This is a genomic window from Streptomyces sp. P9-2B-2, from assembly GCF_030406865.1.
GTDB lineage: Bacteria > Actinomycetota > Actinomycetes > Streptomycetales > Streptomycetaceae > Streptomyces > Streptomyces platensis.
Map to the genome: position 1 here is coordinate 508,776 of NZ_CP129126.1, position 16,287 is coordinate 525,062.

18 protein-coding genes and 1 pseudogene are annotated in these 16,287 nt (G+C 69.2%); 3 read left to right on the forward strand and 16 right to left on the reverse strand.

Annotated elements, in window-relative coordinates; all coding sequences use genetic code 11:
• Positions 1-78 precede the first annotated feature (78 nt).
• The 8 genes from QT196_RS02335 to QT196_RS02370 form a co-directional block, all read right to left on the reverse strand.
• Positions 79-1,269: an MFS transporter gene (locus tag QT196_RS02335; protein ID WP_290354216.1), complete on the reverse strand. Its 1,191-nt coding sequence runs from the start codon at positions 1,267-1,269 to the stop codon at positions 79-81.
• A gap of 144 nt (positions 1,270-1,413) precedes the next feature.
• Positions 1,414-2,646 carry an ATP-dependent carboxylate-amine ligase gene (locus tag QT196_RS02340; protein WP_266735319.1) on the reverse strand — a complete coding sequence of 411 codons (1,233 nt, stop codon included), beginning with the start codon at positions 2,644-2,646 and terminating at the stop codon, positions 1,414-1,416.
• A complete protein-coding gene (locus tag QT196_RS02345) occupies positions 2,643-3,821 on the reverse strand; it encodes a DegT/DnrJ/EryC1/StrS family aminotransferase (protein WP_266735317.1) in 1,179 nt (392 codons plus the stop codon). Before QT196_RS02345 ends, QT196_RS02340 begins: the two co-directional genes overlap by 4 nt.
• Complete coding sequence (gene blsG, locus QT196_RS02350; RefSeq protein ID WP_168477090.1) at positions 3,818-5,002, reverse strand: arginine 2,3-aminomutase; 1,185 nt, start codon at positions 5,000-5,002, stop codon at positions 3,818-3,820. Before blsG ends, QT196_RS02345 begins: the two co-directional genes overlap by 4 nt.
• Before the next feature lie 61 nt (positions 5,003-5,063).
• Positions 5,064-5,978: a CGA synthase-related protein gene (gene blsF, locus QT196_RS02355; protein WP_266735314.1), complete on the reverse strand. Its 915-nt coding sequence runs from the start codon at positions 5,976-5,978 to the stop codon at positions 5,064-5,066.
• A complete protein-coding gene (gene blsE, locus QT196_RS02360; RefSeq protein WP_266735312.1) occupies positions 5,966-6,982 on the reverse strand; it encodes a cytosylglucuronate decarboxylase in 1,017 nt (338 codons plus the stop codon). Before blsE ends, blsF begins: the two co-directional genes overlap by 13 nt.
• A gap of 45 nt (positions 6,983-7,027) precedes the next feature.
• Positions 7,028-8,287: a hydroxymethylcytosylglucuronate/cytosylglucuronate synthase gene (locus QT196_RS02365; protein WP_266735310.1), complete on the reverse strand. Its 1,260-nt coding sequence runs from the start codon at positions 8,285-8,287 to the stop codon at positions 7,028-7,030.
• Between the two features lie 159 nt (positions 8,288-8,446).
• On the reverse strand, positions 8,447-9,121 hold the full coding sequence (locus QT196_RS02370) for a response regulator transcription factor (RefSeq protein WP_266735308.1): 675 nt from the start codon (positions 9,119-9,121) through the stop codon (positions 8,447-8,449).
• Positions 9,122-9,285: 164 nt separating this feature from the next.
• Here QT196_RS02370 and QT196_RS02375 point away from each other — a divergent pair, with 164 nt between their 5' ends.
• On the forward strand, positions 9,286-9,492 hold the full coding sequence (locus QT196_RS02375; protein ID WP_168477098.1) for a hypothetical protein: 207 nt from the start codon (positions 9,286-9,288) through the stop codon (positions 9,490-9,492).
• Positions 9,493-9,764: 272 nt separating this feature from the next.
• Here QT196_RS02375 and QT196_RS02380 read toward each other — a convergent pair whose 3' ends face one another.
• The 4 genes and pseudogenes from QT196_RS02380 to QT196_RS02395 all read right to left on the reverse strand — a co-directional run bounded on the left by QT196_RS02380 (position 9,765) and on the right by QT196_RS02395 (position 12,264).
• Positions 9,765-9,914: a hypothetical protein gene (locus tag QT196_RS02380; protein ID WP_168477100.1), complete on the reverse strand. Its 150-nt coding sequence runs from the start codon at positions 9,912-9,914 to the stop codon at positions 9,765-9,767.
• Positions 9,915-9,932: 18 nt separating this feature from the next.
• Complete coding sequence (locus QT196_RS02385; protein WP_266735305.1) at positions 9,933-10,934, reverse strand: hypothetical protein; 1,002 nt, start codon at positions 10,932-10,934, stop codon at positions 9,933-9,935.
• Positions 10,931-11,272 (reverse strand): helix-turn-helix transcriptional regulator, encoded by a 342-nt coding sequence (locus QT196_RS02390; RefSeq protein ID WP_211117276.1) that lies wholly within the window; start codon positions 11,270-11,272, stop codon positions 10,931-10,933. Before QT196_RS02390 ends, QT196_RS02385 begins: the two co-directional genes overlap by 4 nt.
• A 273-nt stretch (positions 11,273-11,545) precedes the next feature.
• Positions 11,546-12,264 (reverse strand): annotated as a pseudogene (locus QT196_RS02395) (hypothetical protein).
• 147 nt (positions 12,265-12,411) lie between these two features.
• On the opposite strand from QT196_RS02395, the gene QT196_RS02400 reads away from it, so the two are divergent.
• Positions 12,412-13,320, forward strand: a complete 909-nt coding sequence (locus tag QT196_RS02400; protein WP_266735300.1) for an aminoglycoside phosphotransferase family protein — start codon at positions 12,412-12,414, stop codon at positions 13,318-13,320.
• A gap of 21 nt (positions 13,321-13,341) precedes the next feature.
• Here the strand turns inward: QT196_RS02400 and QT196_RS02405 are convergent, their stop codons facing one another.
• From QT196_RS02405 to QT196_RS02415, 3 genes are all read right to left on the reverse strand, one after another.
• The gene (locus QT196_RS02405) at positions 13,342-13,791 is read right to left on the reverse strand and encodes an SRPBCC family protein (RefSeq protein WP_168477117.1); all 450 of its coding nucleotides are present in this window, start codon (positions 13,789-13,791) and stop codon (positions 13,342-13,344) included.
• Positions 13,792-13,857: 66 nt separating this feature from the next.
• A complete protein-coding gene (locus tag QT196_RS02410; RefSeq protein WP_290354223.1) occupies positions 13,858-14,358 on the reverse strand; it encodes a DinB family protein in 501 nt (166 codons plus the stop codon).
• A gap of 43 nt (positions 14,359-14,401) precedes the next feature.
• Positions 14,402-15,028: a class I SAM-dependent methyltransferase gene (locus QT196_RS02415; protein WP_290354224.1), complete on the reverse strand. Its 627-nt coding sequence runs from the start codon at positions 15,026-15,028 to the stop codon at positions 14,402-14,404.
• 87 nt (positions 15,029-15,115) lie between these two features.
• Here QT196_RS02415 and QT196_RS02420 point away from each other — a divergent pair, with 87 nt between their 5' ends.
• On the forward strand, positions 15,116-15,712 hold the full coding sequence (locus QT196_RS02420; protein ID WP_290354225.1) for an XRE family transcriptional regulator: 597 nt from the start codon (positions 15,116-15,118) through the stop codon (positions 15,710-15,712).
• A 79-nt stretch (positions 15,713-15,791) separates the two neighbouring features.
• On the opposite strand, the gene QT196_RS02425 is transcribed toward QT196_RS02420, so the two are convergent.
• Positions 15,792-16,100 carry a hypothetical protein gene (locus tag QT196_RS02425; protein ID WP_168477121.1) on the reverse strand — a complete coding sequence of 103 codons (309 nt, stop codon included), beginning with the start codon at positions 16,098-16,100 and terminating at the stop codon, positions 15,792-15,794.
• Between the last annotated feature and the right edge of the window lie 187 nt (positions 16,101-16,287).

A 16,287-nucleotide genomic window follows, 5' to 3' on the forward strand; every position in this document is an offset into this window, starting at 1 on the left:
GAAATGACCTCGTGTTCCTTCTTCAATGCTGTGCCTGGAGCAGTTGTTGCGCGAACCGTGGGATGCGCGGAGAGCGGGTCAGGCGGGAGCAGGTGCCGGCCTGGGGTCACCGGCGAAGAGTCCGCGGAAGGCGAACGCCCCGGCCGAGGCGGCCAGCGACACGATCGCCGCGACCGCGAACACCCCGCGCGCCGCCAGCGGTTCGACCAGCAGGCCGCCGATCTGCTGGCCCAGGGCATCGCCGATGACCGTGGCCAGGGACGCCCAGGTGAACGCCTCCGCCGCCTTGTCGCTGTCGGCCAGTCTGCTCACCAAGGACATCTCACTGGCCGACACGAGTGCGATGGGGGCGCTCCCCACCGCCAGCGTCAGAGCGAGGGCGACCTCGGAGGTGGCCAGCAGCGGCAGCGCGGTCCCGCCCGCGTAGGCGAGCAGAAGCCAGGGGAAGCGACGGTGCACCGGCCGCTCCGACTGGGATCGTCCCAGCAGGAGGGCGCCTATGGCGCTGCCGATGCCCCAGCAGGCGTACACCACTCCGGTGTGTCCGGGAGAGCCCTGCTCGTCGACGAAGGCCGGAATGGCCAGCGTCATCAGCCCGATCGGTACCGAAGCGGCGGCCATCACCAGGAGGAGGGCCGGCATGCCGGTGTTGCTGATCGGCCCCAGGATGCCGCGTGCGGGCTGGTTCCCGGTGCTCTCCGGGGTACCGTCCTCCGCCGTGCCCGGCGGCGTTGCGCCGTCCCCGGCTGTCCGGGTCCGCAGCAGCCGCGTCGTCCCCAGGCCCATGGCTCCGACGCCGCCCACGACCGCCACCGTGGTGAGCGCCGTACGCGCCGAACCGGTGACCATCAGCACGGCGAAGATCAACGGCGCGCTGGTGATGAGCAGTTCAGCGAGCAGGGCCTCCCACAGGTAGGCCGTCTCCCGCTCCTCCTCCGCCAGCGGGATCCGGGCCCACAGGGAGCGCATGCACGCATTGCCCGGGGGCAGGGCGATTCCCGCCGTCAGTGCCAGAGCGAGCTGCCCGGGTGTGGCCGGATCCGTCCACCACACCAGCGCGGTGAGCGCCGACGGATACAGCAGACCCGTGAGCAGCAGTGCGTTGCGGGGGTTGGTGCGGTCCATCCGGCGGGCGACGAACGGACCGCCCACCGCCATACCCACGGCGTAGAGCGCCGAGACCAGCCCCGCCTGGGCGTAGCTGCCGCCCTGTTCCCGCACCACCAGCACCAGGGCCAGCGACATGAGGTAGACGGGTAGCCGGCACACCACGCTCCATCCGGCGGCCCCGGCCACGTAAGGCCGTTGGAGAAGACGGAGGAACTTCCTGACCGTAGCGACCATCGAACCCGGCTCTCCGTTCGTCCCACGCTTGCTCTGCAACTCGTCTGTCATACCGCACGATCGGCACGGTCACGGGGACGCCGTCGAGGGCACGGGCGCCGCCGCGATGTCGATGCGGAAGTGCTCCAGTACGTTCGCCATACGTTTCTCGACCTCGGCCGACGTGGCGCCTTCGACGTGTACGAATCCGGACGCGTTGTGCGAGGCGCGCCGGGCGGTGACCAGGTCGCCGGGCGCCATCCGTACGACGGCTTCGATGACGCCGGGCAGGCGCAGCAGTTCCTCGGGCGAGGTGACGGCGAGCACCCGGCCGGAGTCCGGCAGCGGCAGCAGCAGATCGCCCACGCACCGCCGGACGCCGTAGTCCAGCCGGGGCCGGCGGCCGGTGTAGACATCGAGGGTGGCGCCGAAGACGTCGAAGCCGTAGGCGTGCCCGTGGTTCGCGGTGATCTCGCAGCCCGCCAGCCGGACACCGGCCTCCCCCATATAGACGGCGTCGTCGGTCTCGAAGAACTCCATGTGCAGATAGCCGTGGTCGATGTCCATCCCGGTCACCACCCGCCGCACCAGGCCGGCCACATCACAGCGCGGTCCCGGCCCCGAGCCGACGCTGATGTTGGCGTTCATCGCGCCCTCGACGATGTCCAGCGGGCGGCAGGGCATGGCGCTCGGCCAGACGTCCAGCACCTCGCCCCGGTGGATCAGTGCGCAGGCCTCCCACTCCGTGCCGCCCAGATGCTCCTCCACCATGAAGTGGCGTGCGGCGAGGTCGACTTGCCGCAGATCCGCGGGTCCGCGCAGCAGATAGGTGTCGAGGCAGGCGAAGGAGTCGACCGGTTTGAGGACGACCGGCCAGCCGTGTTCCGCGGCGAAGCACATGACCTCCTCGGCGGCGGAGACCCGCTGGTAGGCGGCCGTACGCAGGCCCAGTGCGCGGAACTTGTCCTTCATCGCGGCCTTGTCCCGCACCCACTGCACCTGCTCGCTCGTCAGATGCGGCAGTCCCACCAGGCCGGCGAAGCGCTGGGCGATGTGCTGACGGGGCTCGGAAGGGTTGCAGAAGTGCACCGGGCGCACCGGCTGCCGTGCGATCCAGTCGCGGTAGCGGCGTGCCTCCTCGGTGAGCGGCACATCGCTGCGGACCCAGAATGCGGGCAGCTGCGCCGTGTCGCGCAGATACCCGGCCGGCAGGTCGTCGCGCGCCTCCTCGAAGCGCAGCAGGACCAGCTCCTCGGGCCGGTGCCGCAGCGCGTACCGGGTGAACGAGTTGGGCCTGTCGTCCACCAGCAGCAAGCCGCTCACATGGTCTCCAGCGTCCGGCGCAGCAGCTTGGCCGCCGTAGCCTGCTGCTGCTCGCTCAGCTCCGGAGACAGCGGAACGCAGAGGGTGCGGTCCAGGAGGGAGCGGGTGCGGGCGAAGCCGTCGCGGGTGAGGGCGCGGGGCACGGCGTCGGCGAGGTTCCAGGGGAAGCCGTCGGCGTACAGCGAACGCCGCCCCGCGAGGACCGGGTGCTCGGGCAGGAAGTACTTGCCGAGCGTCCAGTTGGCGATGCCCTGCTCGGTGAGCCGCTCGACCGCGGTGTCGCGCAGTTCCCGGTTGTCGAGGCGCAGCCGCAGGCTGATCTTGACATCGCCGGGCGACCGCGGAACCAGCGCGATGTCGGGCCGGTCGGGCAGCTCCTGCGTCGCGATCCGGTAGTGCCGCTCCAGCCCGCCGAGGACCTCGTCGAGGTGGCGGAACTGCTGGAGCTGGATGGCGGCGACCTCTTCACTGGTGACCAGGTTCTCGCCGTAGTAGGCGTCCTCGTTCCAGGTGGGGTAGCGGCCGGGCTTACGGGCCGAGCCGTGATCGTGGTAGCAGCGCATCTCCTGCCACGCCGCCCGGTCGTTGGTGACCAGCAGCCCGCCCTCGCCGGAGGTGAGGACCTTGTTGTGGTGGAAGCTGAAGGCGCCCGCGTAGCCACGGGTGCCGACGCGGCCACCGTCCGGGAAGCACGCTCCCAGCGCCTGGGCGGCGTCCTCGATGACGAAGGGCACGTGGGTCGGCAGAGGTGCGACGGCGCCCTCCATGTGGGCGACGATCACCCGGCGCGCATCGGCGGGCAGCAGCGAGGTGTCCAGGGCCAGCGTCTCGTCGACGTCGACCGGCACCGGGATCAGTCCCGTGGACAGCACGGCCCCGGCCACCGCGACGAAGGTGACCGCGGGAATGTAGACGACGTCCCCCACTGCCGGCCGGGTGGAGACCAGGGCGAGCCGCAGCGCCTCGGTGCAGTTGTGGACCGCGAGCACATGCTCGGCGCCCAGTCGCTCACCCACCGTGCGCTCCAGCCGGCTCGCCATGCTCTCCGACTCGGTCTGATAGCGGAACAGCACGCTCTGCTCGATGACCTGCTGCAACTCGTGCATGTCGGACCAGTTGAGGTAGTTCGCGCCGTAAGGCAGAAAGCGCTGGCCCTGTCGTTTCTGGAGGGTCATCGGTCGCCGTCCCCGTTGTCGGCCGACGGCTCCGTGACGGGATATACGTCCTGGCTCACGACCATTTCCTGGCCCTTGTAGTTACGCAGCAGCAGCCCTTCGGGGACCTGCTTGTAGGAGGGCTGGGACATGGGGATCTTGCCGAGCCGGGTGGTGAGCACGTACTGCGGTACGCCGAAGCCGGTGATGTGTCCCTGGAGGCCCTCCATGATCTCCCAGCCCTTTTCGACGGAGGTCATGAAGTGCGCGACGCCGGTCACGTTGTCGCAGTGGTAGAGGTAGTACGGGCGTACGCGAATGCGCAGCAGCTCCGTCATGAGCTTGCGCATGGTGTCCACCTCGTCGTTGACACCGCGCAGCAGCACCGTCTGGTTGCCCACCGGGATCCCGTGACGCAGCAGCCGGTCGATGGCCTGCTCGGCCTCCGGGGTGATTTCCTTGGGGTGGTTGAAGTGGGTGTTCAGCCACACCGGGTGGTAGCGGGCGAGCATCTCGCACAGCTCCGTGGTGATGCGCTGCGGCAGCAGCACCGGGAACCGGCTGCCGATACGGATGATCTCCACGCTCGGGATGGCGCGCAGACCGGAGATGATCTCTTCCAGTTTGCCGTCCATGTAGGAGAGCGGGTCGCCGCCGGTCAGCAGCACATCGCGGATCTCGGGGTGGTCGGCGATGTACTGGAGGTCTGCGGTGAAGTCCTCGCCCTCGTTCTTCTCGAAGTACGTGCCGTCCACGTCGGTGGTATGGAACTTGCGGGTGCAGTGCCGGCAGTAGACCGGGCACGCCTCGGTGATGAGCATGATCACCCGGTCCGGGTACTTGTGCACCACGCGGTTGGTCTTCCGGTAGAACATGTCGCCCACCGGATCGACGTCCGTACCGTGGTACTCCATCAGCTCACCGAGCGACGGCACGGCCTGCTGCCGTACCGGGCACAGCGGATCGTCGGGATCCATCAGCGAGGCGTAGTAAGGCGTCAGTGACCAGCGGTACTTGCCGGCCGATTCGGCGATCGCTTTCTCCTCGGCGGGAGTCGTGCGAATCCACTGCTGGGCCTTCTCGACGGTGTTGATGCGCTTGCGCATGTGCCACCGCCAGTCGTTCCACTGCTCCTCGGGGACGTCGGCGGCAGTGGTGAGGGGAAGGGTGGCGGGGTGGGTCTCTGAGGGTATGGGGGGCATCAGAAATCTCCCATCCGGCGGAAAGCCGGGTCGTGCCGACAAGGAAAGGGGCCTTGCTACGTCAGAACACGGTGGGTATGAGCGCGAGTTGGCGGACGCGACGAGCGATGCGCTGTGCTTCGCGCCGGGCGTCGTCATCGGATCCCAGGGCCGCCCAGGGGCCTGGGTGCGGAGTCCACACGGCGGGTCGCCGGGCGTCCTCCGCCACCTCGATCGGCACCAGCCGTCGCAGCCGGTCGGCCAGATCGCGCTGGTCCGGGCCGAGCGGGGGCAACAGGGTCAAGGGGGCGTTGCGTGCCCAGGCCAGCGATACGGCGGTCAGTGTCGGGGAGGCGAGGAACGTCTCCGCGGCGGCGTGCAGTGCGTCGAAATCCACGTCCGCGGCCCGGTGCACGCGGACACCGGCGACCGGGCCGAGTGCCTTCCGTACGGCCGTGAAACCGGTGTCGCACACCACGTCGCAATGGCCGGTGCGGCGCACCGCCTCCGCTGCGGCCGGCCGCAGGAAGGTGTCGGTGAAATCGGCACGTTCCGCGTCGTCGGCCTCATACACCGAGACGAGCACCAGACACCCGGCCCGCGACCGGTTACGCGTCAACCGACGAGGCGCGAGCAACTGCACGCAATTCAGCTGCTCCTGACTGACCGTCGGCATTTCGGAGAGCCAGTCGGGCCGTTGCACGAGGCGGGTGACGGCGGGTACGTCCGGAAGCTCCGTCGCCCGGTGGCGGCAGTGCAGATACACCACCGGTACACCTTGTCCGGAGAGCCGCGCCGCGGCCTCGGGCGCGTCACAGACGACCGCCACGTCAGGAGTGGACGGGGCCGTCGGGTACGACACGTCCAGTTCCGTCAGATGGGCGGCGATGCGGCGCCGTGCGGTCGACGCGTCGAGCAGTCGCGGCTCATCGACCAGCAGGGCGTGCCCCCGGGCCGGGGCGGCCGGGTCCTCGGTACGCGGGCTCAGTACTGCCACGGCGGTACGCTCCCCAGTCGGGCCACATCGTCGCTGTACCCGGCAGCTGTGGTGGAACAGCCGTTGCAGATCTGTGGTCCCTGCTCACGGAAGAAGTCCGCCTGGGACCGGAAGGCCGGTGTGTCGAGCTGGATCACCCCGTCCTGGCGCCAGGACGCGCCGTGGGGGTCCGAGCCTTCGCGGTGCGGCAGGCAACTGCACGCATAGGCCCGCTCGTACTTGCCGTCCAGGTAGATCACGTCGTCCACGACATGGCACAGCGGCTCGCTCGCCCGCGGTGTGGTCGAGTCGGCGAAGTAGCGGTCCCGCTCCTCGGGTGTGTCGCCGTAGAAGCGCTTGCCGAGCGGGACCAGGTGGGTCTGCGGGTCGGCCTCGTAGACCGGATCGCAGACGGACCGTACATGCTCCGGGTCCGGGTAGCGGATGCTGCGGTCCAGCTTGATGGCGGACAGCTCCCACTGGCGCACGCCGGCTTCCGTGAGGGTCTTCTGGAGCTGCGGCATCTCGGTGTAATTGTGCGGTCCCACCACGCTGTTCACTCGCGGGAGCACACCGAGTTCGGCAGCTCTGCGCAGGCCGGTCAGCCCGTTGTCGAACATGCCGGGCGAGCGGCGGTAGACATCGTGTGTCGTCGCCGAACCGCCGTCGAGACTCACGATGACCTGGGCGAGCCCCGCTTCGGCGAGCTCCTCGATGCGCCGGGGCAGCATCATCCCGTTGGTGATGATCGACATCCGCATCCCGGCGGCGGTGCCCCGGCGCACCAACTCGGCGACGTCCGGGTGCATCAGCGGTTCGCCGCCGGTGAAGCGGACGTAGCCCACTCCTGCCTCGGCGGCCCGCGGCAGCAGCTCATCGAAGTCGTCCAGCGAGAACCGGTAAGTGTCGCGGGACAGCGCGAACTCACACATGAAGCAGTCGGCGTTGCAGGCTTCGAGAATGCGGACGAACAGATACCTCTGACGTGCGCGCGTGCGGTGCCCCGCACCTGTCGGTCCAGCCATGCGCAAGCCTTCCTGTGACGAGTAGTTGGGCAGTGCGGAGCGTGATCAGCCGGAGACCGCACCAGATGTAGGCCGCGCGAGCGCCAGCACATGGCCGGCGACCTGGCGGGCGCCGCCGCTGCCGACGCCGCGGGCCAGGCCCGACCAGTCGGCGCCGGCCCGTGCCCGCTCCAGGGCCGCCAGCACACCGGCCCCCACCGCGGTCTCCGCGCGGTCCGGGCTCTTGGCCGCGGCGGAGATACCGCCGTAGATCTGGCGCAGCACCGCCTCCTCGGAGGAGGTGCGGTCCCGCAGCACCGCCTCCTCGCAGAAGACGTCGTCCGGCCAGCGGACCCTGGTGTCGGCCGCGACGGCTCTGCTGTGGAAGCGGCCGTTGAAGATCTGGCTCAGGTTCTGGGGCGGCAGACACACCACCGGTGTGGACCGTGCGCCCGCCTCCAGGAGTGTGGTGAGACCGGGCGAGGTGAGCAGCACATCCGCGTCCGACACATGGCGGAGGAATTCCGCGTGGGGCAGTGCCCCGTAGGTGACTTTCATCGACGCCCCGTCCACCGGATGCGAGGCGCGCACCGGCTCCCGGGGGAATTCCGGCGGAAGATTGCCGGCCACATGGACCTCGCTGAATCCTGCCCTTTCCAGAGCGTTCAGCGCCGCGGGAAGGACGACGCGTGGATAGCTGGTCCAGTCCGTGAGCGTCGGAGACCGCAGTCCGCCGAAGCTGACCAGTGCCCGCTGGAAAGGAGCTGCGGTGGGCGACGCATTGCCGGTGTGCGCGCCCTGCGTTCCGGAGTTCTCCAGGACGACGGCTTCCACCCATTGCAGATTGCGTACGGCGGCGAGGAGGTCCCGGCTGTGCGGCTCCAGTTCGATGCAGCGCTGAGCGCAGTAGACGGAGACTTCGAGCGGAAGCGAGGGGAGATCGCTTCGAGTCCACAGGAACGGCAGGCTGTCCACGAACACCGTCGGGACGCCGGCCGCCTCCAGCGACGAGGCCGCGGGCCCCTCCAGGACCACGAGCCCGGCGGAGACATTCTCGCGGCGTGCGACCTCCGCGACGGCCTCGCGGTCGTCGGTTGCCACGTCGTACCACTGGTCGACCCCGTGTGCGGCGAGCAGGGTACGGCTGAGCCGGGAAGCGAGCCCGACGAACCGCAGCGGCACGGGCGCGGATCGACGGAGCTCGGCTATCACCGCGCACAGTTTTCCGGTGCTTCCCCACCCGAATTCGGCCCCGGCGACGGCGATCGTCAGTCCTGAATTCCGTAGGCCGATGGAAGAGTTCACCGCTGCGAGTACATCGGCCATGGGGCTCCTCAGGTGTGGGGGTCCGTCACGCCGCAGATCCGGGACGGGGCTGAAGATCTCGACGAGCACAACTCATCACGCGAACCTGACATCTCCCTGGCAGGCACCTGCCAACGACCTGATGTGGCGCAGGTCACAGGATGAGGCGGCTCCTGCGCCCTACGGGCCCCCGACCCCCTCCCCCGCGCCGAGCCAGTAGCCGAAGCCCTTACGGGTGTGGATCAAGGGGGGAGCCTCCCGGTCGACCTTGCGCCGGAGGCGGGAGATGAGCGACTCGATGGTGTTCTCGGTGCGGGCCCGGTCCTCACCCCACACATTCCGGCTGATCTGCTCCTTGGACAGGACCTGCCCCGGGTGGAGCAAGAGGCAGCGCAGCAGCCGGTACTCCGTGGGAGACAGACTGAGCTCTCGCCGTCCGCGCCACACCTGACAGGTGGCGTCGTTCAGGATGAGGTCGCCCAGGGTGAGGTCGGCGGCTTGGCGCGGCGTGCGCTCCGGCCGTGCGGCCCCCCGGTCGTGCAGCAGCACCTGCACTCTGGCCAGAATTTCCGGCACGCGCAGCGGTTTGAGGACATAGTCGGCGACGCCGAGACTGAGCCATGGGCACAGGCCATCCAGTGACGTGGGATCCGTCAGGAACAGCACCGGGGCGCTGCCGTCAGCCAGGCGCTGATACCCCGCCAGGTCGTGCGCGTCGGGCATCAGGGTGTCGATGATCAGCAGGTCGAACCGCTGGGCGGCCAGCAGCACCAGCGCCGCGGCCCTGGTGCTGGCCCCGGCGACCTGATACCCCGCCAGCTCCAGACTCTCCAAGACCTTTTCGGATGTTGCCACCGGGCCGAGGACGATTAAGGACGCCTGCCGATCGCCGCTGGCCGGAGGGAACTTCTCACGGGAAGTCAGGTGCATGGAGTTCTGCTTCCTTCTGCGTGGGTTCGTCATTGGGGGTCCGGGAGCCGGGTGGCTCATCGGCCTGTTTCGCTCCATGAGGTGATGCTGTGTTCCTTGACGCGCCGGTGGCGTCGCAGGGTGAGTGCATCGCTGAACTGGGCGACAGCTTCGGTGAATTCCATGGCGATCACTGGGTGCCGTGTGCAGGCGGTGCCCACCACGGTGATGTGGTGCCGGTCCGCGATGACGGGGTGGGTGTGGTCGACTCCGAGTGCGGTCAGGGCCGTCGTGAGCTGGTCGGTGTCCTGAGATGACGGCAGCCCGAAAGGAGTCGGCCCGGACGGGCTCGGGTGATCCTGCTGCTCAGTGGTCAGGCCGAGAACGGAAGAAAAGTCGGACCAGCGGTGCAGCCAGACGGCCTTCTTCGCGTCCCTGCCGGGTTCCTTCAGGGCGCTGATGGAGGCGTCGGCGAAGGCCGATGTATGGGGCTCCGTGCCAATGAGACCGTCGACGAGGCCGAGGCGGGCCCTCGCGATGCGCTGGGCAGGGGGCCTGGCGCAGGCGCCCTCAGAGCACGGTCAGCCGTTCATAGGGCTCGGTCGGCAGGTGCGTGTCCAGCACCGGAGCCGTTGATGGGCTCGGCGAGCCGCGCGAGAAGTCCCTGCTTGTTGCCGAGGTGCCACCGCATGGAGTTGTGCTGGACGGTCAGGCAGTCGGCGACGGCTCGGAGGGTCAACGCACCGGCTTGTTGTGGCTACCGTGCAGTGGACACGGCGGGCCGCTTGCGCAGCAGGCTGACGGTGAGAAGCGCCAGCTCCGTTGCCAGGGCGACCGCGGCCAGCACGGTCTGCCAGGCCGGACCGGCTGAGGCGAGGTTGGTCACCAGGTAGCCCACGAGGAGGACAGCGAGTGCCGCCGCCTGAGCGTCAGGACGCATCCACCACCGCGTGCGGGGGACGCTCTGCCCCTCGGCAACTTGGAGCGCGTACAGCTCGACGGGACCGAACTCCTCCTGGGGAGAACACCCTGTGGCGGTGAGGTGATGGGCGGCCTCCCTGGTGAGTTCGGCGGCCCGGGCGCGGGACAGTCCGTGCCGTTCCTCAAGCAGCCGGGGCAGCTCAACCAGCCAGTTCTCGGGCAGTAGTTGAGACTCCGAGGTGAGTTCCTTGTGGTCAGGGCCCGGCTTGTAGCGTGCGGCCGACCAGAGCAGCAGGACACCCAGCGCACACAGAGCCGGGACGGGAAGCCGACCGTAGGAGGCCGTCGGCAGGTAGGTGAAGGCCCCCGCCGACAGCAGCAACGCGGCAACGGCGCCGACTCCCCAGCGGACGGCACCCCGGGCCCTGGAACTCGCAAGGGTCGCCGTCAGGCAGGCGCTCGGTATCGCCACGCCAAGGAGCGCGCTGCCGGCCACCCCGGCAGGGGTCACGGTCAGCATCGTTCCGTCCCCGACCCACATACAAACGCCGGCCGCAAGGACGGCCACCCCCGTCTGAGCGAGAGCGGCGGAGACCTGGTCCGCGCGGGTCAGGCCGTCCCAGTTCCGGCCGGTGCGCTCCTCGGGCGGTATGCGGTCGCGAGCCACGGCGGCCGCGTACTTCTCCGGTGCACCGAAGGCGTCCTCGGGCGTCTCACCGGACTGCGCGCAGTGCAGGTCCACCTCATCGAGCACCATGTCGGCGGTGGCCGAGTCCACCGACTGCCCCGCCAGCGCCAGCCTCGCCCGAGCTTTCCACCGGGAAGTCAAGTCCGTCACCACTCCTCCTTCGTTACCTGCTCCAGCAGCCGGTCCATCGAGTCGGAGAACCGCTGCCACGTCGCGGTCTCCTCGAGCAGTCGAGCCCGTCCGGCGTCGCTGAGCCGGTACACCTTGCGGCCCGGCCCGCCTTCCCCGGGCTCCCAACGAGCTTCCACCAGCCCTTCGGTCTCCATCCGGCCGAGCACCGGATACAACGCTCCCCCGCGGATGGTGCCGAATCCGTGGGCGGCCAACTGCTGCACCAGCGCATAGCCGTGCTGATCGCCCTGCGCCAGCACAGCGGCGAGCGCCAGCGGCAGCACACCCCGCAGCCAGCCCGATGAGGGTTCCTTCACAGGCATCCCGTAGTCACGCCAACCCTCTACTCCAAATCTCGACTAGTTCGATTTCAGAGTAGTGACCTTCCGGCGCCGCGTCCAGTAGCGGGCACCTCAACCGGCGCAGGTGGGAGCGCAGTTGACGCACGGCGGTCCAACCGGCAGGTAGCTGAGCATGACGCTCTGGGTGTTGGACTGCGAGGTCGACTGCGGGCAGGACTGCGGTCGGCCGCTTCATGGGTGGTCGCTCCTGACACCGTCCGCCGGGACCGCACCCCGGACCGCCTTGGCTCAGCCCAGCGCGTCCATCAGGGCGGTGACGTAGGCATCCAGCCGCTCCCCCACGGCTCGCGTCGTCAGCTCAGTCCTCCCAGCCTCACGCCATGGCCGCGCCACCTGCTGCACTTCTTCTGAGCACGCCAGCCCGTCCCGCACCTGCCAGTACAGCCGCTCGCTCGCGGCCTCGGCCAGCACCCCGCCGGCCTCCTCATACGCCGCAGCGAACCGCAGACCCCACGCCGGGCCGTGCAGCAGCGCGAGGTTGGTGGAGCAGTGCGCCACATCGAGATCCGCCGGGCCCCAGGATGTTGGATCGCGACGAGTTGACGGGCCAGCAGAGGAACGCGCGTCTCCAACCCCTCATCGTCGAGAACCGCCCGGCCCGCCAGATGGGTCATCAGGAGCGACGGATACTCGCCATGCGCGGCGGTCGGATCAACCGCGACCAGTCCAGGAGCGGGCACGCCGGTCCCCGTGAGCAGGGCCAGGGCGCCGGCCTCCCTGTTCAGCCAGTCCTCGGCGTGCCCCACGGAGAACGGGTCGACGAAGCTCCGCAGCACCAGGTCACGGGTGCCTCCGTCCCGCGTGCCGATGGTCAGCCTCCGCATTTCGGCAGTGATGCCGCCGTGCAGTGCCTCGGTCCTGACGATCCGTTCGCCGGCCTCCAGGTGCCGGCTCACCCAAGCCAGGGTCAACGGTCGGACAGCCGCCGCCTCATCGTGGTTGGTCACCGGGCTACTTCATCACCCCGGACGGCGGCACGCGCGAGGGTTTCATGCGAGAGGGCGCCGGCAGTCAGTCGCCGCACAGCAGGATCGTCCAGCCGCGGCTCACGAGCGGAGCCAGAGTTGCCGCCTGCCCCAGTACTGTGGCTTCGTATGACCGACTCCGAGAGCGAGATCACCGCAGACCTGGTCCATGACCTGTTGCGGGAGCAGCATCCGGACCTGGCAGGACTGGCCATCCGCGAAGTAGCGGGCGGCTGGGACAACCAGCAGTGGCGCCTTGGGAACGAGTTGGCTGTGCGCATGCCGCGTTCAGACCGTGCCCCGGACCTCCAGCGCAAGGAGTGCCGGTGGCTGCCCGTCCTGGCCCCGCGCCTGCCGCTCCCGGTCCCGAACCCTGTACGGATCGGTGCACCGTCCGCGCGCTTCCCGAAGCCCTGGACCATCATGACGTGGGTTCCCGGCGAACCACTGGACGTCACCTCGATCAGCCGCACTGACCACGCGGCCGACACTCTGGCGGACTTCCTCACAGCGCTCCACGTGCAGGCGCCCGCTGACGCGCCGATCAGTGCGGACCGCGGCGCCCACCCCAAAAAGTACACGGAGGGCTTCGACTACTTCTTGCAAGCCGTTGCCCTCGACGGCGTCGCCGACGAGGTCCGGGCCGTCTGGGATGACGCCGTCGCGGCCCCCGAGTGGGAAGGCCCGCCGGTGTGGGTGCACGGTGACCTTCATCCCGCCAACGTCGTCGTCTCGGACGGGACGCTCTCGGGAGTGGTCGACTTCGGTGACATGTGCGCCGGCGATCCCGCGTGGGACCTCGCGGCCGCATGGGTGGTCCTTCCCGCCGGTGGCGCCGCACGGTTCTTTGACGTGTACGCGCATGCGGACGAGGCGACGGTCCGGCGCGCCCGCGGGCTGGCTGCGCTGAAAAGCCTGTTCCTCATGCTGATGGGCCAGAACGGAGACCGGGGCCTTCCTGGCGGCAAGCCGACATGGGGACCCGCCGGCCGGGCAGCGCTCGATCGTGTTCTGCACATGGGGAGAGAGCGAAGCTGAACGCACGCTGCGGCGCCGTCATCACTGATCCGGCTTGCGCTCCTCGGCGTAACGGGCCAGCCCGTCCGCCATGCCCTGCATGAACTTCTGGAGGTAGCGCGGCATGACCCAGCCCATCAACCAGCTCGTCTCGTACTCGCCGTACCAGTGGATGACCGTGCCTGAACTCGCTGTCGGCTTCAGCTCGATGCGCGCGTGATAGTGGTGCATCGACGAGTTGAACGCGTCTTCATAGGCCAGGAGGCGTCGCTCGACCTTCTCGGTCAGCCGCTCCCCCGTCACGACGCGCCCCGTCCGGAAGGCCCGGACGGCACCCACCCCATCGTCGCCACCGGGGTCGAGGTCGACCGACCGAGTTGTGTCCAGACTGTCCACCTTGGACCACCGCGGCCAGCTTGCGGCGTCGACCAGCAGCTTCCAGACGGTTTCCGGCGAGGCGCTGGTAGTCACCGTGACGTCGTATGTGTGCATGGGAGAGGGCTCCTGTGAGTGGATGCGGGCGGCGTCCCCGGCCAAGAGGACGCGGTCGACGCGGGATCAGCGGCCGGCAGTGCCGTCGATGAGTTCGCGGAGGATGTCCGCGTGGCCCGCATGTCGGCCGGTCTCCTCGATCATGTGGGTGAGTGCCCAGCGGATGCTGGGAGCGGGGCGGTCCGACCGCGGTCGGGGAACCGGTGCGCCCAGATCGGTGCACCCGTCGAGAACGTCGTTCGCGCGTTTGACCGCGTCTCGGTAGCGGGCGACGACATCGGCCACGCTGTCCGCCGGTGCGGCGTGGAACGTCGCCTGCCAGTCGGTGACTTCGTCCCCGAGGAACATCGAGCGCTCGACACAAGTCAGGTGGTTGAGCAGGCCGAGCAGGTTCGTGCCCGACGGCACCGCGGCTGTGCGCACCTGCGGTTCGGGGGCGCCGTCGACCTTCGCGGCGATCGAGGTCCGGAGGTAGTTGAGGAATCCGCGCAGGACCTCGGTCTCGTTGCTTCCGGTCCGGGGCGGCGGGGTGTCGCGGCGGCGATTGCGGGGCGTGGTGCTGGGCATCGTGGTCTCCCTTCCGTTGTCCGGGGCGGGCGTCGCCGCCGTGTCAGGGGGTGCGGCGGATGAGAAGGACGTGGTCGGTGACCTCGGCGGTGCGCCCGTCCGGTCCGGTCGCGGTCCGGCGGGGTGTGTCGGCCCGCTCGACCGTCCATGTCTGCGGGGCGAGGTCGATACCCGCGGCGACTTCCTGCGGGCTCGGGTAGCGGATGTCGGGATCCTGGTTCCACGACCACGGCGCGGCCGAGCCGTGGTCGACGACCAGCAGCCGCCCGCCCGGGCGCAGTGCGTGCGCGGCCGAGCGCAGGACGGTTGCCCGGTCCAGGTCAAAGGGGGTGTGCAGGTAGTGGGCGCAGACCAGGTCGAATCCGCCGGGTGGGAAGGACTGGTGCAAGTCGTGCCGCACGGGCGTGACGCGGTCGTCCAGGCCGTGTGAGCGCGCGAGGGCGGCGAGCCGCTCGACCGCCACGGCCGAGATGTCGACGGCGGTGACGTGCCACCCCAGGCGGGCGAGCCACAGCGCGTCGCCGCCGTCGCCGCATCCGAGGTCCAACGCGTCGCCGGGCGGCAGGTCCGTCACCATCTCGGCAAGGCGGACATTCGGCTGCGGGCCATCGGCTGCCGGTCGGGCCGCGTAGACGCCGTCCCAGAACGCGACCGCATTATTGGTGCTCATCAAGGCTCCTCGTGTCGGTATGCGCTCAGTCTTGCCAGGCACCGCACGATCTGGCACGGAATCTTGCGGTTACGGCAAGATGGTCTGATGGATCGCAGTACGGACGACGAAGTGCTCGACGCGGTGGGGCCGCGGCTTCGTACGCTGCGTCGTGACCGGGGCATCACCCTGGCCGCCCTCGCGGCGACGACCGGCGTATCGGAGAGCACGCTGTCCCGGCTGGAGAGCGGGCAGCGTCGGCCGAGCCTGGAGTTGCTGCTGCCGCTGGCCCGGACCTATGACGTTCCGTTGGACGACCTCGTCGGCGCCCCGCGCACCGGCGACCCCCGGATACACCTCAAGCCGATCGCGCGGTTCGGGATGACGTTCGTGCCCCTGTCCCGGCAGCCGGGCGGGGTACACGCGTTCAAGATGATCATCCCCGCCCGGCCCGAACCACTCGAACCGACCCCGCAGACACACGAAGGCTTCGAATGGCTCTACGTCCTCAACGGACGCCTGCGGCTTGTGATCGGCGAGCGCGACCTGACGCTACCGCCGGGTGAGGCAGCCGAGTTCGACACATCCTTGCCCCACTGGCTGGGCAGCGCCGAAGGCGGCGTGGTCGAGCTTCTCATCCTGTTCGGCCTGCAAGGGGTGCGTGCGCACGTACGTACCGACAGCGCCCCTCATCGGTCGCTGTAGGCGGCGCCGCGATCACACCAGCCACCGGCCATCGGCCACAAGATCGTCTCATCGGTGGCCAGCAGCTACGGGACAACCCTTACTCCACCGCATACAGCAGGTTGTACTCAGCACCATCCGCCCTGAAGCGCAGACTGCGCTCACCAGGCGTATCCGTGATCCACTGCTCCCCGGGCCTGCCGTCCCCGGCTGTGCCGCCGGCCTCCCCGAGAGAGACGGCGATCGTTCCCGTGAAGTCGCAGTCGTACTTGACGGTGTACATCCGGTCTCCCAGCACCGTCCCGTTCCACACGGTGCCACGGTTCTGGACCACAAGCCTCGGCTCGTCGGAGCCGCTCCAGCCCTCAGTCGTGACGCACTTGAGCTTCTCCAGATAAAGCTTGGCCATACCGTCCCCTGTGAAGGATCCTTCTCGACACTTCACATCCTGCCGAGCCGCAATAAACGATCACTAAACGTTGGGCACGGTAAAAATTGCGGCACCCCGGCCACTGGCTGTCGCCCGGCCGTCCGGTGAGCCGTGGTCGCTTGCCCCAACCGGCTTGAGTGGAGCAGGCCGTGCGGCAGACTGTGCT

Bases quoted from the DNA above. Each gene is read 5' to 3' on its own strand.
- QT196_RS02345 (WP_266735317.1), bottom strand. From the start codon at position 3,821: ATGACCCTCCAGAAACGACAGGGCCAGCGCTTTCTGCCTTACGGCGCG.
- blsG (WP_168477090.1), bottom strand. From the start codon at position 5,002: ATGCCCCCCATACCCTCAGAGACCCACCCCGCCACCCTTCCCCTCACC.
- blsE (WP_266735312.1), bottom strand. From the start codon at position 6,982: ATGGCTGGACCGACAGGTGCGGGGCACCGCACGCGCGCACGTCAGAGG.
- QT196_RS02365 (WP_266735310.1), bottom strand. From the start codon at position 8,287: ATGGCCGATGTACTCGCAGCGGTGAACTCTTCCATCGGCCTACGGAAT.
- QT196_RS02400 (WP_266735300.1), top strand. From the start codon at position 12,412: ATGACCGACTCCGAGAGCGAGATCACCGCAGACCTGGTCCATGACCTG.
- QT196_RS02405 (WP_168477117.1), bottom strand. From the start codon at position 13,791: ATGCACACATACGACGTCACGGTGACTACCAGCGCCTCGCCGGAAACC.
- QT196_RS02410 (WP_290354223.1), bottom strand. From the start codon at position 14,358: ATGCCCAGCACCACGCCCCGCAATCGCCGCCGCGACACCCCGCCGCCC.
- QT196_RS02415 (WP_290354224.1), bottom strand. From the start codon at position 15,028: ATGAGCACCAATAATGCGGTCGCGTTCTGGGACGGCGTCTACGCGGCC.
- QT196_RS02420 (WP_290354225.1), top strand. From the start codon at position 15,116: ATGGATCGCAGTACGGACGACGAAGTGCTCGACGCGGTGGGGCCGCGG.
- QT196_RS02425 (WP_168477121.1), bottom strand. From the start codon at position 16,100: ATGGCCAAGCTTTATCTGGAGAAGCTCAAGTGCGTCACGACTGAGGGC.